The 24,461-nt window shown below is 74.3% G+C and carries 22 protein-coding genes; 12 read left to right on the top strand and 10 right to left on the bottom strand.

Annotated elements, in window-relative coordinates; all coding sequences use genetic code 11:
- The first annotated feature begins 25 nt into the window (after positions 1 to 25).
- The 3 genes from OG559_RS20090 (at position 26) to OG559_RS20080 (ending at position 3,114) form a co-directional block, all read left to right on the top strand.
- Positions 26 to 1,855, top strand: a complete 1,830-nt coding sequence (locus OG559_RS20090; protein ID WP_405105892.1) for a DUF2079 domain-containing protein — start codon at positions 26 to 28, stop codon at positions 1,853 to 1,855.
- 209 nt (positions 1,856 to 2,064) lie between these two features.
- The gene (gene lipB / locus OG559_RS20085; protein ID WP_405105890.1) at positions 2,065 to 2,703 is read left to right on the top strand and encodes a lipoyl(octanoyl) transferase LipB; all 639 of its coding nucleotides are present in this window, start codon (positions 2,065 to 2,067) and stop codon (positions 2,701 to 2,703) included.
- An 18-nt stretch (positions 2,704 to 2,721) separates the two neighbouring features.
- Positions 2,722 to 3,114 carry a VOC family protein gene (locus OG559_RS20080; protein WP_405105888.1) on the top strand — a complete coding sequence of 131 codons (393 nt, stop codon included), beginning with the start codon at positions 2,722 to 2,724 and terminating at the stop codon, positions 3,112 to 3,114.
- A 174-nt stretch (positions 3,115 to 3,288) separates the two neighbouring features.
- Here OG559_RS20080 and OG559_RS20075 read toward each other — a convergent pair whose 3' ends face one another.
- Positions 3,289 to 3,822 carry an FUSC family protein gene (locus tag OG559_RS20075; RefSeq protein ID WP_405105886.1) on the bottom strand — a complete coding sequence of 178 codons (534 nt, stop codon included), beginning with the start codon at positions 3,820 to 3,822 and terminating at the stop codon, positions 3,289 to 3,291.
- Between the two features lie 120 nt (positions 3,823 to 3,942).
- Positions 3,943 to 5,229 carry an aspartate--tRNA(Asn) ligase gene (aspS, locus tag OG559_RS20070; RefSeq protein WP_405116813.1) on the bottom strand — a complete coding sequence of 429 codons (1,287 nt, stop codon included), beginning with the start codon at positions 5,227 to 5,229 and terminating at the stop codon, positions 3,943 to 3,945.
- A gap of 458 nt (positions 5,230 to 5,687) precedes the next feature.
- Between aspS and lipA the strand changes: the two genes are divergently transcribed.
- From lipA to OG559_RS20055, 3 genes are all read left to right on the top strand, one after another.
- Complete coding sequence (gene lipA / locus OG559_RS20065) at positions 5,688 to 6,695, top strand: lipoyl synthase (protein ID WP_396671048.1); 1,008 nt, start codon at positions 5,688 to 5,690, stop codon at positions 6,693 to 6,695.
- Positions 6,696 to 6,987: 292 nt separating this feature from the next.
- Positions 6,988 to 8,475, top strand: a complete 1,488-nt coding sequence (locus OG559_RS20060) for an NAD(P)/FAD-dependent oxidoreductase (protein ID WP_405105884.1) — start codon at positions 6,988 to 6,990, stop codon at positions 8,473 to 8,475.
- 60 nt (positions 8,476 to 8,535) lie between these two features.
- Positions 8,536 to 9,225 carry a DUF4191 domain-containing protein gene (locus OG559_RS20055; protein ID WP_405105882.1) on the top strand — a complete coding sequence of 230 codons (690 nt, stop codon included), beginning with the start codon at positions 8,536 to 8,538 and terminating at the stop codon, positions 9,223 to 9,225.
- 182 nt (positions 9,226 to 9,407) lie between these two features.
- Here OG559_RS20055 and OG559_RS20050 read toward each other — a convergent pair whose 3' ends face one another.
- Entirely contained in the window at positions 9,408 to 9,806 is a 399-nt protein-coding gene (locus OG559_RS20050; RefSeq protein WP_405105880.1) for an RDD family protein, read from the bottom strand.
- A 252-nt stretch (positions 9,807 to 10,058) separates the two neighbouring features.
- Between OG559_RS20050 and glnA the strand changes: the two genes are divergently transcribed.
- From glnA to OG559_RS20035, 3 genes are all read left to right on the top strand, one after another.
- Complete coding sequence (gene glnA / locus OG559_RS20045; RefSeq protein ID WP_405105878.1) at positions 10,059 to 11,483, top strand: type I glutamate--ammonia ligase; 1,425 nt, start codon at positions 10,059 to 10,061, stop codon at positions 11,481 to 11,483.
- Between the two features lie 163 nt (positions 11,484 to 11,646).
- Positions 11,647 to 12,009, top strand: a complete 363-nt coding sequence (locus OG559_RS20040; protein WP_405105876.1) for a PadR family transcriptional regulator — start codon at positions 11,647 to 11,649, stop codon at positions 12,007 to 12,009.
- A complete protein-coding gene (locus OG559_RS20035; RefSeq protein WP_405105874.1) occupies positions 12,006 to 13,001 on the top strand; it encodes a hypothetical protein in 996 nt (331 codons plus the stop codon). The genes OG559_RS20040 and OG559_RS20035 overlap by 4 nt, the downstream gene beginning before the upstream one ends.
- Before the next feature lie 64 nt (positions 13,002 to 13,065).
- Here the strand turns inward: OG559_RS20035 and OG559_RS20030 are convergent, their stop codons facing one another.
- From OG559_RS20030 to mptB, 3 genes are all read right to left on the bottom strand, one after another.
- Complete coding sequence (locus OG559_RS20030; protein ID WP_405105872.1) at positions 13,066 to 13,530, bottom strand: SRPBCC domain-containing protein; 465 nt, start codon at positions 13,528 to 13,530, stop codon at positions 13,066 to 13,068.
- A gap of 14 nt (positions 13,531 to 13,544) precedes the next feature.
- Positions 13,545 to 13,916: an ArsR/SmtB family transcription factor gene (locus OG559_RS20025; RefSeq protein ID WP_405105870.1), complete on the bottom strand. Its 372-nt coding sequence runs from the start codon at positions 13,914 to 13,916 to the stop codon at positions 13,545 to 13,547.
- A gap of 492 nt (positions 13,917 to 14,408) precedes the next feature.
- Entirely contained in the window at positions 14,409 to 15,821 is a 1,413-nt protein-coding gene (gene mptB / locus OG559_RS20020; RefSeq protein WP_405105868.1) for a polyprenol phosphomannose-dependent alpha 1,6 mannosyltransferase MptB, read from the bottom strand.
- A gap of 44 nt (positions 15,822 to 15,865) precedes the next feature.
- Here mptB and OG559_RS20015 point away from each other — a divergent pair, with 44 nt between their 5' ends.
- Positions 15,866 to 17,449 (top strand): hypothetical protein, encoded by a 1,584-nt coding sequence (locus tag OG559_RS20015; RefSeq protein ID WP_405105866.1) that lies wholly within the window; start codon positions 15,866 to 15,868, stop codon positions 17,447 to 17,449.
- A 24-nt stretch (positions 17,450 to 17,473) separates the two neighbouring features.
- Here the strand turns inward: OG559_RS20015 and OG559_RS20010 are convergent, their stop codons facing one another.
- Positions 17,474 to 20,602, bottom strand: a complete 3,129-nt coding sequence (locus tag OG559_RS20010; protein ID WP_405116811.1) for a bifunctional [glutamine synthetase] adenylyltransferase/[glutamine synthetase]-adenylyl-L-tyrosine phosphorylase — start codon at positions 20,600 to 20,602, stop codon at positions 17,474 to 17,476.
- Positions 20,603 to 20,608: 6 nt separating this feature from the next.
- Entirely contained in the window at positions 20,609 to 21,376 is a 768-nt protein-coding gene (locus OG559_RS20005; RefSeq protein WP_405105864.1) for a type 1 glutamine amidotransferase, read from the bottom strand.
- Between the two features lie 127 nt (positions 21,377 to 21,503).
- Here OG559_RS20005 and OG559_RS20000 point away from each other — a divergent pair, with 127 nt between their 5' ends.
- Positions 21,504 to 22,436, top strand: coding sequence for an LD-carboxypeptidase (locus OG559_RS20000; RefSeq protein ID WP_405105863.1), 933 nt, complete (start codon positions 21,504 to 21,506; stop codon positions 22,434 to 22,436).
- A gap of 4 nt (positions 22,437 to 22,440) precedes the next feature.
- Here the strand turns inward: OG559_RS20000 and OG559_RS19995 are convergent, their stop codons facing one another.
- Positions 22,441 to 23,322 (bottom strand): virginiamycin B lyase, encoded by an 882-nt coding sequence (locus OG559_RS19995; RefSeq protein ID WP_405105861.1) that lies wholly within the window; start codon positions 23,320 to 23,322, stop codon positions 22,441 to 22,443.
- A gap of 186 nt (positions 23,323 to 23,508) precedes the next feature.
- Here OG559_RS19995 and OG559_RS19990 point away from each other — a divergent pair, with 186 nt between their 5' ends.
- A complete protein-coding gene (locus OG559_RS19990; RefSeq protein WP_405105859.1) occupies positions 23,509 to 23,982 on the top strand; it encodes a hypothetical protein in 474 nt (157 codons plus the stop codon).
- Between the two features lie 106 nt (positions 23,983 to 24,088).
- On the opposite strand, the gene OG559_RS19985 is transcribed toward OG559_RS19990, so the two are convergent.
- Complete coding sequence (locus tag OG559_RS19985; RefSeq protein ID WP_405105857.1) at positions 24,089 to 24,457, bottom strand: VOC family protein; 369 nt, start codon at positions 24,455 to 24,457, stop codon at positions 24,089 to 24,091.
- Positions 24,458 to 24,461 lie beyond the last annotated feature (4 nt).

The following is a 24,461-nucleotide window of genomic DNA, read 5'->3' as shown; positions in this document are numbered from 1 at the left end:
AGGTCCGGTTGGTAACGTCCGCTGTGTGCCGTCCTCCCCGTCCCCGGCCACCGGACCGACGCCCGCCCCCGCCGCCGCCCCTGTTCGCAGCCGCGACCGGCGGGCCGACCTGGTCGTCGTCCTCGTGGCGCTGGCGCTCGCGGTCTGGGTGACCAGCGGGCTGTGGCGGGACCCGGACCAGCGGGCGATCACCGTGAACTCCAGCGACCAGGCGCTGTTCGAGTGGCTGCTCGCCTTCGGCGGGCACGCGCTCACCCACGGCGAGAACCCGCTGTTCACGTACCTGATCAACGTCCCCGACGGGGTGAACCTCGCGGTCAACACCTCGATCACCGTGTACGCCGCGGTGTTCGCCCCGCTGACGTACCTGGTCGGGCCGCCGGCGACGTTCCTGGTGATCCTCACCCTCAACCTGGCCGCCACGGCGGTGGCCTGGTACCTGCTGCTGTCCCGGCAGTTCGTCCACAGCCGGCTCGCGGCGGCGATCGGCGCGCTGTTCGTCGCGTACTCCCCCGGCATGGTGTCGCACGCCAACGCCCACCTGAACTGGACGGCCGGCTGGCTGGTGCCGCTGCTGGTCTGGCGGCTGTTCGCGCTGCGCCGCACCGCGCACTGGCTGCGCGACGGGATCATGCTCGGCGTCGCCGTCGCGGTGGCCTTCTCCATCGCCGCCGAGGGGCTGTTCTTCACCGCCCTGGCGCTCGGCGTCTTCCTGCCCGTCTGGGCGCTGCACCCGAGCCGGCGGGCCGCCGCCCGGGCCGCGCTGCCCAGCTTCCTGCGCGGGCTGGGCGTCACCGCGCTGACCGCCGGGGTGCTGCTGGCGTACCCGCTGTGGCTGCACTTCGCCGGGCCACAGCGGTTCCACGGCACCGGCTTCGACCCGATCATCCACTCCGAGGACATCGCCGCGTTCGGTGCGTACCCGCGCCGGTCGCTGGCCGGCGAGGCCGGGTGGGGCACCTCGCTCGCGCCCAACCCGACCGAGGAGAACTCGTTCTTCGGGGTGCCGCTGCTGCTGCTCGCCGCCGTCTGCCTCGGCTACCTGTGGCGGCGGGACCGGGCCCGTCGGGCCACCGTGTGGGCGCTGGGCGTCACCGGCGTGGTCTTCGCGGTGCTGTCCTGGGGCCCCCGTGCCACGTGGCACGGGGAGCGCACCGACCGGCCACTGCCGTTCCTGCTGCTGGACAACCTGCCGGTGGTCAACGCCGCCCTGCCGTCCCGGCTGGCCCTGGTGGTGGCCCCGGTGATCGGGCTGCTGCTGGCGTACACCGTCGACCGGCTGCGGGCAGACCCGCCCCGGCACCGCGCCGCGTCCGCCGCCTGGGGCCTCGGCTTCGCGGCGGCGCTGCTGCCGCTGCTGCCCACCCCGCTGCTGACCAGCGTCCGCGAGCCGGTGCCGGCGTTCATCACGGCGGGCACCTGGCGACAGTACGTCTCCCCGGGCGGGGTGCTCACCCCGCTGCCGCTGACCCTCGACGTGACCCCGGACGGGCAGCGCTGGCAGGCGTACGCGCTGGCCCACCGGCAGGGCGAGTTCCGCATCCCGGCCGGGTTCTTCCTCGGCCCGGGCGGCCCCGACGGCCGGGGCCGGATCGGCCCGCCGCCGCGCACCTTCGACACCCTGATGGACCAGGCCGGCAGCACCGGGCTGGTGCCGATCATCACCGAGGGCAGCATCGAGGAGTCCCTGGCCGACCTGCGGTACTGGGGCGTCGAGGTGGTCATCCTCGCCGACCGGGTGCACGGCGCCAAGTACGACCTCGACGAGGAGGCCCTGCGCCGCACCGCCACCGCCCTGCTCGGCCCCCCGCAACGCGTGGACGACGTCTGGCTCTGGAAGATCCCCCCACCCTGACCCCCGTCCCCTTCCTCCCGCGATCTTGCACTTCGGGCCCGGGCGAAAGGCGTGAAAAGGGCACCCCGGGGGCCGTAACTGCAAGATCGCGCGGGGCGGGCGGGGGCGGGGTGGGCGCGGCGGGGTGGGTGGGGTGGGCGGGGCGGGGTGGGCGGGTGGTGAGCCGGCTCACCGCAGGTGACCGGCGGGTACGGGTCTAGGGTGGTGGCGTGACCGCGACGATTCCGGGGCTGACCGCCGTACGTGCAGGGGTGCTCGACTACCAGGCCGCATGGGACGAGCAGCGGCGGCTGCACGAGTCGGTGGTGGCCGGCGAGCGCGGCGACACGGTGCTGCTACTGGAGCACCCGAGCGTCTACACCGCGGGCAAGCGCACCGAGCCGTGGGACCGGCCGATGGACGGCACCCCCGTCGTCGACGTGGACCGGGGCGGCAAGATCACCTGGCACGGCCCGGGGCAGCTCGTCGGGTACCCGATCGTGCGGCTGCCCGACCCGGTGGACGTGGTCGCGTACGTGCGCCGCACCGAGCAGTTGCTGATCGACGTCTGCGCCGAGTTCGGGCTGGCCGCCGGCCAGGTCGAGGGACGCAGCGGCGTCTGGGTGCCCGAGGACGCGAAGGGCCCGGCCCGCAAGGTGGCCGCCATCGGCATCCGGGTCGCCCGGGGAGTCACCCTGCACGGCTTCTCGATCAACTGCGACTGCGACCTGGCGTACTTCGACCGGATCGTGCCGTGCGGCATCCGCGACGCCGGGGTCACCTCGCTCACCGCGGAGCTGGGCCGCCCGGTCACCGTCGCCGACGTGCTGCCGGTCGTCGAGCGGCACCTGCCCACCCTGACCGCCTGAGGCACCTACCCTCGGCGGATGCAGATCGATCTCGTCACCCTCGTCGTCGCCGAGTACGACCCGGCCATCGCCTTCTTCACCGAGCTGCTCGGCTTCGACCTGGTCGAGGACTCCCCCGCGCTGACCACCGACGGCCGCCAGAAGCGCTGGGTGGTGGTCCGCCCGCCGGGCGCGCAGACCGGCCTGCTGCTGGCCCGCGCCGACGGGGAACGGCAGGAGGCGGCGGTCGGCGACCAGACGGCCGGCCGGGTCGGCTTCTTTCTCCGGGTCGACGACTTCGAGTCCACCTACCGCCGCCTCCTCGACGCGGGCGTCGAGTTCCTCCGACCGCCGCGCACCGAGCCGTACGGCCGGGTCGCCGTCTTCCGCGACATCACCGGAAACCCGTGGGACCTCCTCGGCCCAGCCTGACCCCGGGCCCCGGCTCCCGGGCCGGGCCGAGTCGGTCCCGGTCCGGGTCCCGGAGTTTCGGCTCCCAGCCGGGCCGGGCCGAGTCGGGCCGAGTCGGCTCGGCCCGACCCCGCTGTTCTGGCTGCCGGGCCGGGGCCGGGCCGGTTTGGCCGGGGCTGTCCCGTCCGGCGGGCGCTACGACGTGCTCCGGATGCCGGGCCGCAGCCACGGCCCGCACAGGATGATCGCGACACCGATGCCGGCGCCGATCACCGTCTCGACCCCCCGGTCGAACAGCAGCGACGAGACCGGGCGGGCCGCCGCGAGCTGGCCTATCAGCAGCGCCATCGGCGTGACGAACAACAGGGCCAGACCGTAGTTGCGCCCGACCAGCAGCTCCGTGACGATCTGGAGCACCGCCACCACCAGCACGGTGGCGACCGCCGGAAGCTTCGGCGCGAGCAGTGCCACGCTGGTCAGCAGGCCGAGCAGGGTGCCGAGGACCCGGTGCCCGGCCCGCACCAGCTGGGCGCCCCGGCCCCGGGCGCTGAGCGGGGCGACCGCCGCCACCATGGCCCAGTACGGGTGACCGATCCCGACGGCGGTCGCCGTGCCACCGGCGAGCGCCACCGCGAGGGCGTAGCGGGCCGGCTCCCAGCTCCACACGTGCGCGAGCCGGGCCGGGCGGCTGTCCAGCCGGCGGAGGAAGCCGCCGACGTTGCCGACCACGCCCGTAACGCCAGGACCAGCGGATGTGCCGCCCGCACCAACCGGGAGGATCGGGCCGCCCGTAACGCCGGGACCAGCGGATGTGCCCGTCCCACCGGTTCGACGGGACGGGCACATCGGCTACGGGGTGAGCCGGTGCAGGTCGCGGGGGAACGCGGTGACCTCGCGGACGTTGGCCGCGCCGACCAGGCGGGCGACGAAGCGTTCCAGCCCGATCGCGAAACCGCCGTGCGGCGGCATGCCGTGCCGGAACGCGTCGAGGTAGCCCGCGTACGGTCCGACCGGCTCGCCGCGCGCCGCGAGGGCGGCCAGGTAGTCGTCGTACCCGTGCAGGCGCTGCCCGCCGGTGACCAGCTCCAGCCCCCGGAACAGCAGGTCGAACCCGTTGGAGTACGCCGGCCGGGCCGGGTCGGGGTGGGTGTAGAACGGCCGCTTCGCCATCGGGTACCCGGTGACGAAGACGAACTCCGAGGAGTGCTCGGCGCGGGCCCACTCCCCCAGCGCCCGCTCGTGGGCGGGGGCTAGGTCCGGCTCGTCGGCCGGGGCGCCGGCGATCCGCAGGGCCTCGGTGAAGTGCACCTCCGGGATCCGCGCCGGCACCTCGGGCGGGGTCACGCCCAGCGTGGCCAGGGCGGCGCCGGCCCGGTCCGCCACGGTCGCCAGCATCCCGGCGAGGGTGTCCCGCAGCACGGCCATGACGTCGCGGTGGTCGGCCACGAAGCCCAGTTCGGCGTCGAGCGAGGTGTACTGGGCCAGGTGCCGGACGGTGTCGTGCGGCTCGGCCCGGAACACCGGCCCGACCTCGTACACCCGCTCGAAGACGCCCACCATGAGCTGCTTGTAGAACTGCGGCGACTGGGCCAGGTACGCGGGCCGGCCGAACCAGTCCAGCGCGAAGACGTTCGCGCCGGACTCGGTCGACGAGCCGACCACCTTCGGGGTGTGGATCTCCACGAAGTCGCGGGCGTCCAGGGCGGCCCGGAAGCCGGCCACCGCCGCCGCCGAGATCCGCAGCCCCGCCGAGCGGGTCGGGTGGCGCAGCGCGACGGGCGCGTGGTCGAGCTGGGTGGGCAGGCTCGCGGTCAGCGCCGGCCGGTACAGGTCGAACGGGGGCGGGACGGCGGGCGGGCCGAGCGGTCGTACCGTCGGGTCGGTCAGCTCGACCCCGGCGGGGGCCGCCGGGTTCGCGGTGGCCGTGCCGACCACCTCGACGACGGTCTCCTCGGTGAGCGCCTCGACGGTTGCGCGGACGGCCGGGTCGGTGACCACGACCTGGGTCAGGCCGGCGGCGTCCCGCACGATCAGGAACGTCACCGACTTGAGCAGCCGGCGGCGGTGCACCCAGCCGGCGACCCGGACGGTCGCGCCGGCGTGGGCGGGGAGCTGGGTGGACAGGATGCGTTGCACGGTGGGCTGCTCCTCGATCAATCGCAACGCCTTCGCCGCTGCAGGGCGGCGAAGCGTCGCCTCAGCCCCGGGAGGTGTGGGCGAGCGGGTCCTCGCGGTGCCACCACACCTTCGCCCCCGCTCGCGCGGGGGCCTCGTCGTCGCCTGATGACCGGGGCCAACCGGGCGGGCTCTACTGGGCGGGCGCCGGCAGGGCCGCCGCGCACGCCGTTCTTCCCGCAGCTCGGGAGGGTCTTCGCGCGCCGACGCCAGACCGCCTCGCAGCGTTCGGCGGCTCTCTCGACTGGCGGGGCGTCGCGCTACTCGGCTCCGTCACAGCTTTGCCGCAAGCTAGCACCCTGCGCGGGGGCGGGTAACGGGATTTTCGGCGGTGGCGGTGGGCGGCGTCACAGAGATCAGGGGGTGACGGCCGTCGCCTCACGTCCATCGACAGCGACCGTCCGGCGTAGGCTCGATTCGTGACGATCGAGCACTTCGCGCCGACGACGCCCCCGACCGAGCAGCCGACGACCAGCCCCGCTGCGCGTACCGCCACGGTCGCCCCCGAGGGGCGGCGCATGCTGCGGATCGAGGCGCGCAACGCCGAGACACCGATCGAACGCAAGCCGCCGTGGATCAAGGTCAAGGCCAAGATGGGGCCGGAGTACACCCAGCTGCGCGGGCTCGTCTCGCGCGAAGGGCTGCACACCGTCTGCCAGGAGGCCGGCTGCCCCAACATCTACGAGTGCTGGGAGGACCGGGAGGCCACCTTCCTCATCGGTGGCGACCAGTGCACCCGGCGCTGCGACTTCTGCCAGATCGACACGGGCAAGCCGGCCGAGTTCGACGCCGACGAGCCGCGCCGGGTGGCCGAGTCCGTGGTGTCGATGGGCCTGCGCTACGCCACGATCACGGGTGTCGCCCGCGACGACCTGCCCGACGGCGGCGCCTGGCTGTACGCCGAGACGGTCCGCCAGATCCACGCCCTCCAGCCGGGCTGCGGCGTGGAGCTGCTGATCCCCGACTTCAACGCGGTCCCCGAGCAGCTCGCCGAGGTCTTCGGCTCGCGCCCGGAGGTGCTGGGGCACAACGTCGAGACGGTGCCCCGGATCTTCAAGCGGATCCGGCCGGCGTTCCGGTACGACCGCTCGCTGGACGTGATCCGGCAGGCCCGCGCCGACGGCCTGGTCACCAAGAGCAACCTCATCCTCGGCATGGGCGAGGAGCGGGCCGAGGTGTCCCAGGCGCTGCGCGACCTGCACGAGGCGGGCTGCGAGCTGATCACCATCACCCAGTACCTGCGCCCGACGCCCCGGCACCACCCGGTGACCCGCTGGGTCAAGCCGGAGGAGTTCGTGGAGCTGCGCGAGGAGGCCGAGGAGATCGGCTTCGCCGGGGTGATGAGCGGTCCGCTGGTGCGCTCGTCGTACCGGGCCGGCCGGCTCTACCGGCAGGCGCTGGACGCCCGCGACGCCGTCCGCGCCTGACCCGCGGCGCGTCGGACGGGCCTCGGCCGCCCGGCACCATGGCCGTTCCGAACGGGGCACCGCCACGAGCCGCGCCGCGCTGGGTCGGACCGGGAGCTGCCCGGCCGACCCGGCGGGATGCGCCTGGTGACGGTCGACGGCTGCCGGATCTGGCTGCCGGGCTCCTGACCGTCGGCCGTTCGGGGCCGGTGCGGCGGCCTCACGCGTGCTAGATTCCGCGCGTTCGAGGGCCAGACGTCCCATCCTGCGGGGCGGCACTTGCCGTCAGACGTCGAAGATGGTGAATTTAGTCATGCCCCTGCCACATACGGTGATCATCGGTGCCGGTCCCGCCGGCCTGACCGCCGCCTACGAACTGACGAGGCGGAACGCCCCCGTCGAGGTGCTCGAGACGGACGACGTGGTGGGCGGGATCAGCCGCACCGTCGAGCGGGACGGCTGGCGGTTCGACATCGGCGGGCACCGGTTCTTCACCAAGGTGGCCCGGGTCGAGGCGTTCTGGCACGAGGTGCTGCCCGACGGCGACTTCCTGCTGCGCCCCCGGATGAGCCGGATCCACTACCGGGGCCGACTGTTCGACTACCCGCTGCGGGCCGGCAACGCGCTGGGCAACCTGGGGATCGTCGAGGCGGTCCGCTGCGTCGGGTCGTACCTGTGGGCGCGGATGCGACCGCCTGCGGACCAGAGCCACTTCGAGGGCTGGGTGTCGGCCCGCTTCGGCACCCGGCTGTACCGGATGTTCTTCAAGACGTACACGGAGAAGGTCTGGGGCATCCCGGCCACCGAGTTGCAGGCCGACTGGGCGGCCCAGCGGATCCGCAACCTGTCGCTGGCCGGGGCGGTGCGCAACGCGCTGCTGCCCCGCCGGGCCCGGGCCGACATCACCAGCCTGATCGAGGAGTTCCAGTACCCCAGGCTCGGCCCGGGGATGATGTGGGAACGCTGCGCCGAACTGGTCACCGAGGCCGGCGGCGTGGTGACGCTGAGGGCCCGGGCGGCGACCGTGCACCGCGCCGACGGCCGGGCGGTCGCGGTGACCGTGGCCGGGCCGGGCGGCACGCGCCGGGTCGCCGCCGACCACGTGATCAGCAGCATGCCGCTGCCCGCGCTGGTCCGGGCCGTGGACCCGCCCGCGCCGCCGGAGGTGCTGGCCGCCGCCGACGCCCTGCGGCACCGCGACTTCCTCACCGTGGCCCTGGTGGTGCCGGCCGCCGCCGGCTTCCCGGACAACTGGATCTACGTGCACACCCCGGGGGTACGGGTCGGCCGGGTGCAGAACTTCGGCTCCTGGTCGCCGTACCTGGTGCGGGAGGGGTTCACCTGCCTGGGGCTGGAGTACTTCGTCGACGTCGGCGACGACCTGTGGGACGCCGCCGACGACGAATTGATCGCCCTGGGCACCGCCGAACTGGAGGCGCTCGGGCTGGTCGACGCCGGTGCGGTCTCCGCCGGGTACGTGGTCCGGATGCCGAAGGCGTACCCGCTCTACGACGCCGGGTACGAGCAGGCCGTGGAGACCGTCCGCGCCTGGCTCGCCGAGGCGGTGCCGAACGTGCACCCGGTCGGCCGCAACGGCATGCACCGCTACAACAACCAGGACCACTCGATGCTCACCGCGATGCTGACCGTGGAGAACATCCTCGACGGCGACGAGCACGACGTGTGGACGGTCAACGTCGAGGAGGAGTACCACGAGCAGGCCGACGGCCCCCCGGCAGCCGGGTCCACCGGCCGGCACGGCACCGGCCGCGCCGCGCCGGTCCTGCCCCGCCGATCCTGACCGGCCGGAGCACCGGGCGCGGATCAACCCCGTTGTACGGCGACCACTAGACTCTGCGACATGGCAAAGCCCCAGGAGAAGGTCTCGTTCGGCCAGCGGCTGAAGCAGATCGGGATGGTGTTCCAGTTCACCGCCAAGCAGGACCGGTGGTTCGCGCCGCTGACCGCCGGCGCGGTGCTGATCCCGCTCGCGCTGACCGTGGTCGCGGTGATCCTCTGGGGCTGGTTCTGGCTGCCGCTGGGCATCCTGATCGCCCTCCTCGCCGCGCTGATCGTGCTCAACCTGCGATCCAACAAGGCGATGATGAACGCCGCCGAGGGGCAACCCGGCGCGGCGGCGCAGATCATGGAGAACATGCGGGGCGACTGGCGGGTCACCCCCGCCGTCAGCGCCACCACCCAGATGGACATGGTGCACCTGGTGATCGGGCGCCCCGGCGTGATCCTGCTGGCCGAGGGGAACCCGCAGCGGGTCCGCGGCCTGCTGGGGCAGGAGAAGCGGCGGCTGACCAAGGTCATCGGCTCCGCCCCGCTCTACGACTACGTGATCGGCCAGGCCGAGGGTGAACTGCCGATCCGCAAGCTGCGAATGACCCTGATGCGGCTGCCGCGCAGCCTCAGCGGCAAGGACGTCAACGCCCTCGACAAGCGGCTCAAGGCGCTCACCGCCCGCCCACAGATGCCCAAGGGCGCGATCCCGAAGAACATGCGCCCACAGCGCGGTGCCTTCCGCCAAACCCGAGGCCGCTAACCCCCGACCCCGCAGGGCCGCGCACCCGCGCCCGGCCCTGCAAGACGCGCTATTTCACGGAAAGAGTGGCCTCCCGGCGCTGGGAGGCCACTCTTTCCGTGAAATAGCGCTCTTTCCGTGGGCGGGGGGGTCAGGCCCCAGGGCGAGGTGGGACGGGGGTGTCCCTGGTGGGGGCGGGGTGGTCAGGGGCGGGGGGCGGGGGTGATGGCCGAGCCGGTTAGGCGGTCGTGCAGGCCGCGGCGGTGCTCGTCCATGATCAGGGCCGGGACCACCAGGGCCAGCAGGATGCCGCGCAGCAGCGCGCGGGTCAGCCCGATCCGGCCGCCGTCGGCCCAGGACACGCAGCGGATCCGGGTGATGTACATGCCGGGGGTCTGGGCGAACAGACCGAGGAAGAGGGCGTACTCGACGATCAGCACCACGACGGGGGCCCAGCCGTCGCGGACCGGGTCGGCGAAGAAGTAGGACACCAGCAGGCAGAGCACCCAGTCGATCACCAGGGCGCCGAACCGACGGCCCAGGGTGGGCGGGACGAAACCGGGGTCGGTGGCGGGGGGCGCGGGCTGCTGCGGCGTGGTCACAGTCGCCAAGGGTAGTCAGGTACGCCGGGATGGTCGGATCGGCACCGACCGCCGAATCGGACCAAAGGCGGTAATCTGCGGTACAAGGCCACGCGGGGTATCGTCCGAACGGACAACGGATGGCTACTGACCGGCGAAGATGACGCAGCGCGAGCGACGTAACACGACAGAAACACTCAAGATACGGCCGGGCAACCGCGCGGTCATAGCGTCGCCAGGAGCCAGCCACCCGTGGACGTGCCAGGAGGACGTGTGTTCGCCAATCCCGAGGAACTCCTGCGATACCTCAAGAACGAGGACGTGAAGTTCGTCGACGTACGTTTCTGTGACCTGCCCGGCGTGATGCAGCACTTCAACCTGCCGGTGGAGTCCTTCGACGACAGCGTCTTCAGCGACGGTCTCGCCTTCGACGGGTCGTCGATCCGTGGCTTCCAGACGATCCACGAGTCGGACATGCTCCTGCTCCCGGACGTCGCGAGCGCCTTCGTCGACCCGTTCCGCGCGCAGAAGACCGTCGCGCTGAACTTCTTCGTCCACGACCCGTTCACCCGCGAGGCGTACTCCCGGGACCCGCGGAACGTGGCGAAGAAGGCCGAGGCGTACCTCGCCGCGAGCGGCATCGCCGACACCGCGTACTTCGGCGCCGAGGCCGAGTTCTACATCTTCGACTCGATCCGCCACGAGACCTCGGCGCACCAGTCGTTCTACTACATCGACTCGATCGAGGGCGCCTGGAACTCGGGCCGCGAGGAGCCGGGCGGCAACCGCGGGTACAAGACCCCGTACAAGGGCGGGTATTTCCCGGTGCCGCCGGTCGACCACTACGCCGACCTGCGCGACAGCATGGTCCGCCGCCTGGTCGACGCCGGCTTCACCGTGGAGCGGTCGCACCACGAGGTCGGCACCGCCGGCCAGTCGGAGATCAACTACAAGTTCTCCACCCTGCTCCAGTCGGCCGACCAGCTCCAGCTCTTCAAGTACCTGATCAAGAACGAGGCCTGGGTCAACGGCAAGACGGCCACGTTCATGCCGAAGCCGCTCTTCGGCGACAACGGCTCGGGCATGCACACCCACCAGAGCCTGTGGCTGAACGGTGAGCCCCTGTTCTACGACGAGACCGGCTACGCCGGCCTGTCCGACATGGCCCGCTGGTACATCGGCGGCCTGCTGCACCACGCCCCGTCGCTGCTGGCCTTCACCAACCCGACGGTCAACTCGTACCGCCGCCTGGTGCCCGGCTACGAGGCCCCGGTCAACCTGGTCTACTCGCAGCGCAACCGGTCCGCCTGCACCCGCATCCCGGTGACCGGCAGCAACGCGAAGGCCAAGCGCGTCGAGTTCCGGGTGCCCGACCCGTCGAGCAACCCGTACCTCGCCTTCTCGGCGATGATGATGGCCGGCCTGGACGGCATCAAGAGCAAGATCGAGCCGCCGGAGCCGATCGACAAGGACCTGTACGACCTGCCGCCGGAGGAGTGGGGCTCGGTCAAGCAGGTTCCGGGCTCGCTGCCCGAGGTGCTCGACGCGCTCGAGGCCGACCACGACTACCTGCTCGACGGCGGCGTGTTCACGCCGGACCTGATCTCCACCTGGGTGGGCTGGAAGCGGGCCAACGAGGTCGACCCGGTGCGCCTGCGCCCGACCCCGCACGAGTTCGCGATGTACTTCGACTGCTGAGCCCTCGGGTCAGCACGCTCCTCCAGCACCGGCCGGGCCGGCTCCGCAGCACGCGGGGCCGGCCCGGCCGTCTTTCGCCCGTCACCCGATGCGCCGCCCCCAGATGCGCCGCCCCCAGATGCACTGCCCCCCGATATAACTTCGCGTCCGATATATTGAGGGCGTGGACACACCGCTGCGCGAACCAACGTTCCTGATCCTCACCGCACTGGCCGGGGAGCCGATGCACGGCTACGGGCTGATCGGCGAGGTCGCCGCCATCTCCGACGGGCGTGTCTCGCTGCGCCCCGGCACCCTCTACGGCGCCCTGGACCGGCTGGTCGACGCCGGCCTTGTGCAGGTCGATCGGGAGGAGATCGTGGACGGCCGACTGCGCCGCTACTACCGCCTCTCCCCCGCCGGCGACGCCACCCTCACGGCCGAGACCGAGCGGCTGCGCCGCAACGTCGAGGCGGCCACCGCCCGGCTGAGCCGCCGGGCTGCCGCCCGGTCGGGCACCGCACGCCTGGCGGGAGGGCTGGCATGAGCGGGAGCCAAGGGGCTCGCACGGGCGAGCTGGAGCGCCGCTACCAGCGGCTGCTGTGGGCGTACCCGTCGGCGTACCGGCGGGACCGGGGTGCCGAGCTCGTCGGAACGTACCTCGATCTCGCGAGCGAGGGCCGGCGCCGGCCCTCGCTCGCGGACGCCGCCGACCTCGTGGGCGGCGGCCTCCGCGAGCGGCTGCGGGCCGCCGGCACCGCCGGCCTGCTTTCCGGGGTACGCCTCGCGGCCGTCCTCGCCTTCCCCACAGCGGCCGCCCTCGCGGCCGGGTGGTCGGTGCTGGAATCGCACCCGCCGGCCCCGGAGTTCCAGCTGCGCACGTTCGGCCCGTTCGCCAGCCTGGGCGTGGTGGCCTGGGCCGCCTGGCTGGTCGCCGCCGTCACCCACGCGCTCGCCCCGGCCCGGCACGCGCGCTCGCTGATCGGGCTGGCCGTGCTGCTCACCGCGCTCGTGCTGCCGGCGGCGGCGCTGACCGGCGCGCCCCGGCCGCCGCTGTCCGTGCTGGTGCCGCAGCTCGCGCTGGGCCTGCTGGCGCTCGCCCTGCCGGACCGGCTGCCCCGGTGGGTCCGCCTCGCCCCGGCGGCCGTCGCCGCCCTCGCCGCCGCGCTCGCCGTCCGCTGGCTCGCGCCCGAGGGCGGCTACGTCAGCTACCACGGCGCCATGGAGTCGCTGGTCGCCGTCGGGGGCGCGCTGCTGATCGTCGCGTTGGTGCTCGCCCTCGCCCTCGCCGGCCGCCGGGACGCCCGAGGCGCCTGGGCGCTGCTGGTGCTGCTCACCCCAGCCGGCCTGCTCTCGGTGCGGGCGCTGGCCGAGCAGTTCATCGGGCAGAACCCGTACTGGGCGGCCCTGGCCGGCACCGCCGTGGCCGTCACCCTGCTCGGCCCGGCCCTGCTGTTGTTCGCGCTGGCGGCTCGCCGTGGCCGGCCAATCCCGGGGCGGGCGGGCGGCTGCTGCCCCACCTGCGGCGCGGCGCGCTGAACGATCGGTCGCCTCGCCCCGCCCCGACCGACGGGGGCGGGCGGGGCGAGGCGACCGCTCCCGTTCAGCGGGCGAGCAGGGCGTCCAGCTTGCCGAAGGAGCTGCCCCAGCCCTCCCGGGCGCCCGCCTCGACCTCCCGGGTGTACGGGCCCTGGCACAGCACGAGGCGGGTCTTGTCGTCGCCCTCGTCGTGGAACTCGATCCGCATCTCCAGCCGGGCCCCGTCCGGGAAGCCGGGGACGCCGTGCACCTCCTCGTGGCCGACGAGCAGCTCGTTCTCGACCACCTCGGTGAACGTGGCGTCGACCGGGGAGCTGAAGCTCGGGTCGGCGTCGTTGACCATGACGAACCGCTGGTGGCCGCCGACCCGGGCGTCGACGCTGACGGTCTCCCGGGGCACCGAGAAGCCCACCGGGCCGAACCACCGGGCGAGCTGGTCGGGGTCGGTGAACGCCCGGTAGACCAACTCGCGCGGCGCGTCGAAGATCCGGGTGATGACCAGCGTCTCGGTGACTTCGGTCTCGCTCATGGCGTTGTCCTCTCTCATTGCTTGCTCTCGTCGTCGGTGGGTGCCGCCTGTGCCTGCCGCATCCGCCGCAGGTGCGCGTCGAGCCGGTCGAAGTTCGCGTCCCAGAACCGCCGGTACCGCTCCATCCAGGCCGTGGCCTCCCGCAGCGGCTCCGGGTTGAGACTGCTGGAGCGCCACTGGGCGGACCTGCTCCGGGAGATCAGCCCCGCGTGTTCGAGCACCTTCAGGTGTCGGGAGATCGCCGGGAGGCTGATCGCGAACGGCTCGGCCAGCTCCGTCACCGTGGCGTCCCCCTCGGCGAGCCGGGCAAGGATCGCCCGGCGGGTCGGGTCCGCCAGCGCCGCGAAGATGACGCTGAGTCGATCGGTAGGCTCGATCTTAACCACCTCGTTAATTAACCTATCGGTTAAACATAGAGGTGGCACCCCTTTCCGTCAAGCACCTCCGGCAACCCCGATGTGGCGTGCCCACAACACAGTCGGCGCAGCACAGTCGGCGCAGCACGGTCCGTGGGGAGCGGGGTCGGGGAGCGCATACCACCGAATGAAGGCAGCAACGGGCCACGTACACGCCCGGCACAAAGACAGGAACGGGGTGGGCGCGCAGACGGGGCAGCTCCACAGGCGCGCGATGGTGTGCCCGCTCCGGCCCGGACACCGAGGACATACCCCCGGAAAACCGAGCTTCCCTTCGGGACATCGCCTGGCCCGCCGCCCTGACGGCGAGGACGGCTCAGCTCCGACGGCAGTCAGCGGGGCTGAGCGCCCCAACGTCGACGGGACGGCAGCTGGTCAGCGAGCACCAGCAGCCCAGCACCGCCGGCCCGCGCGGGCCCTGCCAGGTATCGACCGGGGGGCGATCACCGGCGCACCCCCGGTTCAGTCGGCTCCTGCGGCAGCGGGGGTCGGGGTGCGGTCGGCCCTCGCCGACCGTACCCATCGCACGACCACCCAGATCAGCAACAGCGTCATCAGCGGCGCACCGGGCACCTTGGTGTACCGGGCCAGGCCGGTGCCGTCCGGCAGCACCAGGAATGATCCGACCAGCGCGACCCCGGCGAACCACGTGCCCCGCCGGGCGGTGGCGGCGAGCACCGTCAACGGCCAGATCCAGTACCAGGGGTGCACGATCGGGGAAAACGCGACGGTGGCGGCCAGCGCCAGACCGGCGTAGAAGAACGGGTCGCGGGTGCGGGCCCGCCACCAGAGCCAGACCAGCAGCACGGCCAGCGCGACCAGGCCGACGGCCCGGGTCACCGGCAACGCGTCGACGTGCGCTCCGAAGATCACCGCGACGTAGCCGACGGTCTGGCCGACCGCCGTCGAGGGCGACGTCCAGGCGATCACGTCGCCCCCGCTCTCCAGGCCACCGATCCAGCCGAAGTCCAGGCCACCGGCGTAGGTCACCCCGACCATCGTGGCGACCGCTCCCCCGACCACCGGTGCACCGTCACGGAGCAGGGTCCGGATCCGGTACGGCCCGGCCATCGCGGCCAGCGCGGCGAACGGGATCACCACCAACCCGGTGATTTTGATCGATACGGCCAGGCCGAGCAGCACCCCGCCGGCCAGCAGCGGGCCGGGCCGCCCGGGCCGGGCGGCCACCACGGCCAGACCGGCGACCAGCAGGCCGACCATCAGCGCGTCGTTGTGCGCACCGGCCACCAGGTGCACACCGATGAGCGGGCTGGCCAGGGCCAGCCAGAGCGCCCGCCCGACGGGGACCCCGCAGCGGCGGGCCAGCACCGGCAGGCAGGCGGCGGTCAGCGCCACCCCGGCGACCGCGAGCAGCCGGAACGCGACGACGGCGGCGGTCAGCGAACCGGTCGCCTTCACCACCGCCCCGGCGAGCACCACGAACAGCGGCCCGTACGGGGCCGGGGTGTCCCGCCAGATGTACGAGATGGAGTCCAGCCACGGGCAGGGCAACGCGGACACGCCCTGCTCGTACGGGCTGATCCCGTTGGCATAGCTGGCGCCCTGGCAGGCGTACGCGTAGACGTCCCGGCTGGCCATCGGCGGGACGACCAGCAGCGGCAGCAGCCAGAGCCCGACGGTGACCAGGGCCCAGCGCGCGGACGGCGGCCCGTCCCGCAGCGACCACCACGCCCAGGCCATCAGGGCGGTGCCGAGCAGCCAGGCCGCGATGATCACCGGCCCGTTCGGCCCCTGCCAGATGCTGACGGGGGTGGGGCGCAGGTCACCCTTCGGGAACGCCCCGCCGAGGTACGCGGACACGGCGAGCAGCAGTGAACCGGTCAGACCCGTCCAACGCGCGAGGTGGTGAGGCACGCCCGCCATGCTGCCAGTACGGTGGTCGCGGTACGGAGGTGGGCATGCGACGCGGTGCGGTGGTGGCGGTGTCCGCCGGGTTCGCGGCCGTCCTGGGCGTGGGGTACCTGCTCCTGCCGAGGATGGGCTCCGACCTCTCGGCCCAGGTGGCCCGCGCCGACTTCTTCGCCGCGCACGGCCCCGCCCTGGTGGACCTGCGGTGGTACGGCGGCATCCAGCCCCTCGGCTACAGCCTGGTCTCCCCGCCGGTGATGGCTGTCCTCGGCGTCCGGGTGACCGGCGTCCTCGCGCTGGTGGGCGCGGCGGCGGCGTTCGCCGCGCTGCTGGTGCGTACCGGGGTGCCCCGCCCGCTGCTCGGCGGCCTGGTCGGGGTGGTCACCATCGCCGGCAACCTCGTCTCCGGCCGGGTCACCTACGGCCTCGGCGTGGCGTTCGGGCTCGCCGCGCTGCTCGCGCTCACCCTGCCGACGAGCGCGCCCCCGGGCCGTCGCCGCCTACGTGTCGGGCTGGCCGCTGCCGCAGCGCTGCTGGCCTCGGCGACCAGCCCGGTCGCCGGCCTGTTCGTCGGGCTGGCCGGGGTAGCGCTGCTGCTCACCCGCCGGTACGGCGACGGACTGCTGCTCGGGGTCGCCGCGGCGGTCCCGCTGGCCGTGACCGGGCTGCTGTTCGGCGAGGGCGGCTGGATGAACATCAGCCGCACCGACACAATGCGGGCGGCCCTGACCAGCCTGGTGGTGGCCGCGCTGGTGGCGTACCGGCCGGTCCGGGTGGGCGCGCTGCTGTCGGCGGCCGGGGTGCTGATCGCCGCGCTGGTGCACACGCCGGTCGGGCTGAACGCGACCCGGCTGGTGGTGATGTTCGCGCTGCCGGTGCTGGCCGCCGCCGCCCGGCTGCCGGAGCGGGCCACCTGGCGGCTGCCGGCCGCGCTGCGTCGGGGCGGGGCGGCCGGCACCGCCCTGGCGGCGCTGCTGGCCGCCGTCTGCTGGTGGCAGCCCCCGGTGGTGCCGGCCGACCTGCGTGGCGTCGGCGGCCCGACGACCGAGCCGGCCTACTTCGCCCCGCTCCGCGCCGAGCTGGCCCGACGTGGGCTCACCGGGCGGGTCGAGGTGCCGCCGACCCGCGACTACTGGGAGGCCGCCCTCCTCGGCGACGTCCCGCTGGCGCGGGGTTGGTTGCGGCAGGCCGACATCGCCCGCAATCCGCTCTTCTTCACGACCGTGCCGGGCGCCGCCGGGACCGGCGTTCCGCTGACCACCGAGAGCTACCGGGCCTGGCTGGCCGACAACGCCGTGCAGTACGTCGCCGTGCCCGACGCCGACCTGTCCTGGGTGGGGCGCGCGGAGGCGGAACTGGTCGACGGCGGGCTGCCGTACCTCACCGAGGTCTGGTCCGAGCGGCACTGGCGGCTCTACGCGGTGTCCGACCCGACGCCGCTGGTCGCGCCGCCGGGCATGCTGACGGGGCATGATGCCGGCTCGATGACAGTCGAGGCTCCCGCCGGGGCGGCCGTGTCGATCCGGATCCGGTACAGCCGATGGCTGACCACCGATCCCCCCGCGCGGCTGTCCCGCGCCGGGGAGTGGACGACGATGACCGTGCCGACCACCGGCCGGTACACGATCCGCTGACCGGCGGCTCCGCCCTGCCGGGGCTCAGACCCCGGCGTCGAGGACGCGTTCCATCGCCGCGCGGGAGCGGCGGCCGGTGCGCAGGTACTCGTCGAGGAACTCGCCCGGGTCGTCCCGGCCGAGCAGCCGGACCACCCCGGCCAGCTCCACGCCGTGCCGGGGCAACTGGTCGCCGTCCCGGCCGCGGACCAGCATCAGCGCGTTGCGGACCTGCGCGGCCAGGGTCCAGCCGGCCACCATCTCACCGGCGTCCTCCGGGGCGACCAGGCCGGCTTCGGCCGCCGCCGCGAGCGCGTCGAGGGTACGCGTGCCGCGCAGCGCCGGTAGCCGACCGGCGTGCCGGAGCTGGAGGAGCTGCACCGCCCACTCGACGTCGGCGAGGCCGCCCCGGCCCAGCTTCGTGTGGGTGGCCGGGTCGGCCCCCCGGGGCAGCCGTTCGGTCTCCACCCGGGCCTTGATCCGGCGGATCTCGACGATCTGTTCCCGGGTCAGCCCGTCGGCCGGGTAGCGCACCGGGTCGACCATCGTCTCGAACTCGGCGCCCAGGTCGGCGTCGCCGCAGACGAACCGGGCGCGCAGCAGCGCCTGCGCCTCCCACACCTTCGACCAGCGGGCGTAGTACTGGGCGTACGCGGCGAGGCTGCGCACCAGCGGGCCCTGCCGGCCCTCCGGGCGCAGGTCGGCGTCCACCCCGAGCGGCGGGTCGGGAGCCGGGGCGGACAGCAGCCTGCGCAGCTCCTCGGCGATGGCGTGAGCGGCGGCGCGGGCCGTGCCCTCCTCCGCCCCGGGCGGCTGGTCGTAGACGAACAGCACGTCGGCGTCGGAAAGATAGTTCGACTCGTACCCGCCGAGCCGGCCCACGCCGATCACCGCGAACCGCAGCCCGGTCGGGGCCGGCCGGGCGGCCCGGGCGGCGCGCAGCGCGGCGGCGAGGGTGGCGTCGGTGACGCCGGCCAGCGCGGTGCCGACGGTGGTGATGTCGGCGAGGCCGAGCGCGGCCCGCCCGGTCGGGTCGGGGCGGGTCGGGGTGGGGGCGAGCGACCCGGCGCGGCTGAGCACGTCGGCGCAGGCGATCCGGACCAGTTCCCGGCGGCGCAGGGCGCGGACCGCCCGGGTCGCCTCGACCGGGTCGGTGTGCCGGGCCGCGGCGGCGGAGAAGCCCTCGCAGAGCACCTCGCGGGGGCGCGGGGTCAGCTCGTTCTCCTCGGCCAGCAGCCGCAGCGCCTCCGGCTCCCGGGCCAGCAGGTCGGCCGCGTACCGGGAGGAGGAGAGCACCCGGGCCAGCCGGCGGGCCACCGGGCCGGAGTCGCGCAGCAGCCGCAGGTACCAGGGGGTGCCGCCCAGCTTGTCGGAGACCTTCCGGTAGTTGAGCAGCCCCCGGTCCGGCTCGGGCGCGTCGGCGAACTCGCTGAGCAGCACCGGCAGCAGGGTGCGCTGGATGGCGGCGGTGCGACTCACCCCGCCGGTGAGGGCCTGGAGGTGGCGCAGCGCCCCGGCCGGGTCGGCGAAGCCGAGGATCTCCAGCCGGTGCCGGGCCGCCTCCGGGGTGAGCCGCAGCCCGTCGGCGGGGACCCGGGCCACCGACTCCAGCAGCGGCCGGTACAGCAGCTTGGCGTGCAGCCGGCGTACCTCGGTGGCGTGGGTGACCCACTCGGCGCGGAACTCCTCGACGGCGCTGCGGCCCGGGGTGGCCGCGTAGCCGAGCGCGGCGGCGAGCCAGCGCAGCCCGGCCGGGTCGGCCGGCACGGTGTGGGTGCGGCGCAGGCCCTGGAGCTGGAGGCGGTGCTCGACGCCGCGCAGGAAGCGGTACCCGCGCAGCAGCGCCTCGCCGTCGGCCCGGCCGACGTAGCCACCGGCCACCAGTGCGCGCAGGGCGGGGATGGTGCCGGGTGCCCGCAGCGCCTCGTCGCCCCGGCCGTGCACCAGTTGCAGCAGCTGGACGGCGAACTCGATGTCGCGCAGCCCGCCCGGCCCGCGCTTGATCTCGCGGTCCAGCTCCTTCGGCGGGATGTTGTCGATGATCCTGCGGCGCATCGAGCGAACGTCCTCGACGGCCTCCGGCCGCTCGGCGGCCCGCCAGAGCAGCGGGGCGAGCTGGTCGATCCACTCCTGGGACAGCGCCAGGTCGCCGGCCGCCGGGCGGGCCTTCAGCAGCGCCTGGAACTCCCAGGTGCGCGCCCAGCGCCGGTAGTACGCCAGGTGGCTGGCCAGGGTGCGGACCAGCGGGCCCCGGTTGCCCTCGGGGCGCAGCGCGGCGTCGACCGGCCAGGCGACCAGGCCGCAGATGTGGATCAGCCGGGTGGCGACCGTGGTGGCCGCCGGCAGCTCGTCGTCCTCGGCGCAGAGGAAGATCACGTCGACGTCGGAGACGTAGTTCAGCTCGCCGCCGCCGCACTTGCCCATCGCCACCACGCCGAGGCGAGGCCGTGGCGTGCCCTCGGGCAGCTCGCCCACCGCGATGTCGTAGGCCGCGCCGAGGGTGGCGTCGGCCAGCGCGGAGAGCGCGGCCATGGTCTGTTCCAGGGCGCGACCGCCGGTCAGGTCGGCCGCCGCGATCCGCAGCAGGGCCAGCCGGTACGCCTGGCGCAGCACCGCGATCGGCTGGGCGGACGCGGTGACCCGGGCCGCGGCCGTCAGGTCCAGCCGGCCCTCGGCGGCGGGGGCGAGCCCGTCGGGGTCGGTGGCGAGCACCGGCCACTGGCCGGCGTTGGCCACCAGGTGGTCGCCGAGCGCCGACGACGCGCCGAGCACGGCGATGAGCCGCCGGCGCAGCCCCGGGTCGGCGTGCAGGGCGTCCAGCAGCGCCGGGTCGGCGGGCTCGCCGGTGGCCCGGCGCGCGGGGTCCGTCGGCCCGCCGCCTCCTCCGGTGGCACCCGTGGCCCGGCGCGCAGCCGTCGATCCGCCGCCGCCGGTGCTGCCGGCCGCGCGGCTCTCGGCCTCGGCGAGGCGGTGCAGCTGGCGCAGGGCCAGGTCCGGGTCGGCGGCCCGGGACAGCGCGGCCAGCAGCTCGGCGGCCCGCTCGTCGACCGGCTCCTGTTCCTCCGGCCGCCACAGGCCGAGCCCGGCCGGGCCGAGCAGGTCGGCGGCCCGGGAGCCGCCGTCGGCGGTGCCGAAGCCGTAGCGGGCCAGCCGGCCCCGGGCCGGTCTGCTGATCACGGGTCAGTGCCCGAGCAGGGGCAGGTTGCGTCGGACGCCGTCGCCGCTGAGCTCACCGAGGGCGAGGGCGGCGAACCGGATGGCGAACGGCTGCCACACCTCCTCGATGTCGGCCATCACCCGGTCGCAGGCGGCCACCACCAGTTCCGGGTCGTAGCCCAGCTGGTCGAGCAGGGCGGAGTCGGTGGCCCAGTCGGCGATCATCGCGGTGTCGGGCTCGATGTGGAACTGGAGCCCCCAGGCCCGGTCGCCGAGCCGGAACGCCTGGTGCGGGTAGCGGGTGGAGGCGGCCAGCAGGGTCGCCCCGTGCGGCAGCTCGGTGATCTCGTCGGCGTGCCACTGGAACACGTCGGGGATCAGCGGCACGTACCGGAACAGCAGGTCGGTCTCGGCGGCGTCCCGACGGCCGACCACGGTGGGGCCGACCTCGGGCCCGGACGGGCTCAGCTCGACGACGCCGGCGTGCGACGTGGCCAGCAGTTGCGCCCCGAGGCAGATGCCGAGGGTGGGCACCCGGTGCCGGACCGCCTTGCGCAGCAGCCCCTCCAGCTGCGGGAACCAGGGGGCCCCGAGGGTGCCGTCGGGCAGCGGGTACGGCTTCTGCTCGCCGCCGAGCACCACCAGGGCCACGTACCCGTCGAGGTCTGCGGGCAGTTCGTCCCCGGCGTGCGGGCGCAGCACCCGCAGCTCCAGGCCTCCTTCCACCAGCCATTCGCCCAGGCGGCGGACGTCGTCGGTCGGGTCGTTCTCGATCACCAGCGCGGTTGCCACGCCGTCGAGGCTATCGGGTACGCCGGCCGCGGCCCGGAACGCCTCGGCGCGGTGCTCCCCGAGGCGACAGCGGCCGGGCGTCGACGGGCCGGCCCGGGGTCCCGGCCGGCGGCTAGGCTCTGCGGCTGTGATCACCGACGACGCCGTCCTGCGCCCACCGGTCCTGCGCCCCGGGGACACGGTGATGCTGGTGTCCCCGTCCGGGCCGATCCGGCCGGAGCGGGTGGCCCGGGGCATCGAGCTGCTCACCGGCTGGGGGCTGCGCCCGGTGCTCGCGCCGAACGCGTACGCCCGGCAGGGGTACCTGGCCGGGTCGGACGAGCTGCGCGCCGCCGACCTGAACACGGCGTTCGCCGACCCGTCGGTGCGCGGGGTGATCTGCACCCGGGGCGGCTACGGCGCGCAGCGGGTGGTGGACGCCGTCGACATGGCGGCGGTGCGCCGGGACCCGAAGGTGGTGGCGGGCTTCTCCGACATCACCGCGTTGCAGCTCGCCCTCTGGCGCGGCGCCCGGCTGGCCGGCGTGCACGGCCCCGGGGCGGCCTGGCTGGACGAGCGCACCCCGCTGCGCTCGGCCGAGTCGCTGCACGCCGCGCTGATGACCACCGAGCCGGTCACCGTCGCCGCCGTGGCCGGGGAGGAGACGTTCGGCGTACGGGTCGCCGGCCGCGCCACCGGGACGCTGCTCGGCGGCAACCTCTGCCTACTCGTCGCCACGCTGGGCACCCCGGACATGCCGGACCTGACCGGGGCGGTGCTGCTGGTCGAGGACGTGCAGGAACCCCCGTACAAGGTGGACCGGATGCTGACCCAGCTGCGCCGGGCCGGTGCCTTGGACGGCCTGGCCGGGGTGGCCGTCGGGCAGTTCACCGGCTGCGCGGACGAGTGGGACACCAGCGTCGCCGACGTGCTGACCGAGCGCCTCGGCGACCTCGGCGTCCCGGTCCTCGGCGGCCTCCCGATCGGCCACGGCCAGGGCCAGCTCACGGTCGGCGTGGGCGTCCCGGCCACCCTCGACGCCGACGCCGGCACCCTCACGGTCGCGCCGGCCGTCCGCTGACCCCTCAGGGGGTCAGGTGGGCGACCGCACCGCGTTCCAGGGCGGCGTGGACCGTGCCGTCGGGCAGGACCGCGAGGCCGTGGGGCTCCGAGTCCGGGGTGGGCAGGTCGTACGCGTCGACGCGGCCGTCGGGGGTGACGTGGCCGATGCGGTTGGCCGCCCACTCGGTGAACCAGCAGCCGCCGGCCGGGTCCGCGACGATCGCGTGCGGCCGGGCGGCCCGGTCCGGCAGCGGGTACTCCTCGATCCGGCCGTCCGGGGTGATCCGGCCGAGCTGACCGGCGGCGATCTCGACGAACCAGAGGGCCCCGTCGACGCCGAGCGTGATGCCGACCGGCCCGGCGGCGTCGGTGGGCAGCGGGTGCAGGGTCACCGCGCCGTCCAGCGCGATCCGGCCGACGGCGTTCGCCTGGTTGAGGGTGAACCACAGGGCGTCGTCCGGCCCCGCCGTGATCATCGACGGGAACCCGCCGCTGACCGGCAACGGGTACGCGGTGACCGTCCCGTCGGTGCCGACCCGGCCCACGGTGTCGTTGCTCATCCCCGCGTACCAGAGGGCCCCGTCGGGGCCGGCGGCGATGCCGCAGGGTGCGGTGCCGGCCGGCAGCGCGAGCGACGTCGCCGCCCCGGCGGTGGTGATCCGGCCGATCCGGTCGTCCCCGGAGCGGGTGAACCAGAACGCGCCGTCCGGGCCCGTCGTGATGATCAGCGGGCGGCTCGCCGGGTCGCCGGGGTGGGCCCGCACCGCGCCGTCGGCGGTCACCCGGGCGATCCCGCCGGTGCCGGCCAGGGTCAGCCACAGCGCGCCGTCCGGCCCGGCGGTGATCCCGTACGGCCCGCAGCCCGCGTCCGGCAGGACGGTCTCTCGAATGGTGGGGGTAATCATGGGTGCCCGCCTGTCTGTCTGCTCGACTCGATCCACCCTGTATGCCGGGCCGTGCCGTGGCAACCGGTTTGTCCCCGATTCGAAACCCGATTTTCAGCTCGCTGACAGGGTCACCACGGCCCTTACCCAGCTCACCCCGTCACTGTCGGTGATGTCATCCCATCCGAGCAACGAAATGGAGAGCGAATGTCCCGCACGATTTCCAAGAAGCAGTTGCTGGCCGGCCTCGCGGCGGCAGGCGTACTCACCGTGGGGATCGCGGCGCCGGCCGTCGCGTTCGCCGAGGACAGCTCGACCCCGAGCGCGAGCAGCAGCGAGGGCACCGACCGGCAGCAGCAGCGGGCCGACCGGCAGTCCGAGTTCGCCGAGGCGCTCGCCAAGGAGCTGGGGGTCTCCAAGGACAAGGTGACCGCGGCCCTGGACAAGGTGCGCGAGCAGAACAAGGCCGACCGGCCGGAGCGCGGCGAGCGTCCCGACGCCGCCGACCGGCAGGCCGCGCTGAAGGAGCGGCTGAACCAGGCCGTCAAGGACGGCAAGCTGACCCAGGAGCAGGCCGACGCCATCACCAAGGCCGCCGAGGCGGGCGTGTTCCCCGGCGGGGGCGACCGGGGTCACGGCCACGGCGGCCCGGGCAAGGGCGACCAGGCCAAGGGCAAGTGACGCCCGCGCGGCCCCGCCCCTGTCGGGGTGGGGCCGCGCACCGGCGCGCCGACCGGGGAGGGGTCCCGACGTCTCGGATCCCGTCCCGTCCGCCCGGACAGGACGGTTACGGGGCGGGCGGCGTGAACACCCCGAAGTGGTTCCCCGCCGGGTCGGCCAGGTGGCCGAAGGTCAGCCCGCTCGGCGCGCCGCGCGGCGGCACCAGCACCCTGCCACCGGCCGCCTCGGCCCGCCGGCAGGCGTCCGCCACGTCGGCGACCTGGGCGTAGAAGATCGCGTAGTTCGGCGTGCTGCCGTCGGACGCGCGGATCGCCCCGCCGATCCCCCCGTCCCGGCCGTCGGTCACCCGGTACGACCGGCCCGGCGCCCCCTGCTCCTCGAACGCCCAGCCGAACAGCTCCCCGTAGAAGCGCTCCGCCTCCTCGGGCCGGTCGGTGCCGATCTCGAACCAGGTGATCGCGTTGGTCGTGGTCATGTCT

It is taken from the genome of Micromonospora sp. NBC_01405, assembly GCF_045040155.1.
Classification (GTDB): domain Bacteria; phylum Actinomycetota; class Actinomycetes; order Mycobacteriales; family Micromonosporaceae; genus Micromonospora.
The sequence above is the reverse complement of the archived record's forward strand: the minus strand, read 5'-3'. Positions and strand labels throughout refer to the sequence as shown.

Bases quoted from the DNA above. Each gene is read 5' to 3' on its own strand.
- OG559_RS20060 (WP_405105884.1), top strand. From the start codon at position 6,988: ATGCCCCTGCCACATACGGTGATCATCGGTGCCGGTCCCGCCGGCCTG.
- OG559_RS19990 (WP_405105859.1), top strand. From the start codon at position 23,509: ATGTCCCGCACGATTTCCAAGAAGCAGTTGCTGGCCGGCCTCGCGGCG.
- OG559_RS20055 (WP_405105882.1), top strand. From the start codon at position 8,536: ATGGCAAAGCCCCAGGAGAAGGTCTCGTTCGGCCAGCGGCTGAAGCAG.
- OG559_RS20030 (WP_405105872.1), bottom strand. From the start codon at position 13,530: ATGAGCGAGACCGAAGTCACCGAGACGCTGGTCATCACCCGGATCTTC.
- OG559_RS19985 (WP_405105857.1), bottom strand. From the start codon at position 24,457: ATGACCACGACCAACGCGATCACCTGGTTCGAGATCGGCACCGACCGG.
- OG559_RS19995 (WP_405105861.1), bottom strand. From the start codon at position 23,322: ATGATTACCCCCACCATTCGAGAGACCGTCCTGCCGGACGCGGGCTGC.
- OG559_RS20015 (WP_405105866.1), top strand. From the start codon at position 15,866: ATGCGACGCGGTGCGGTGGTGGCGGTGTCCGCCGGGTTCGCGGCCGTC.
- OG559_RS20080 (WP_405105888.1), top strand. From the start codon at position 2,722: ATGCAGATCGATCTCGTCACCCTCGTCGTCGCCGAGTACGACCCGGCC.
- OG559_RS20035 (WP_405105874.1), top strand. From the start codon at position 12,006: ATGAGCGGGAGCCAAGGGGCTCGCACGGGCGAGCTGGAGCGCCGCTAC.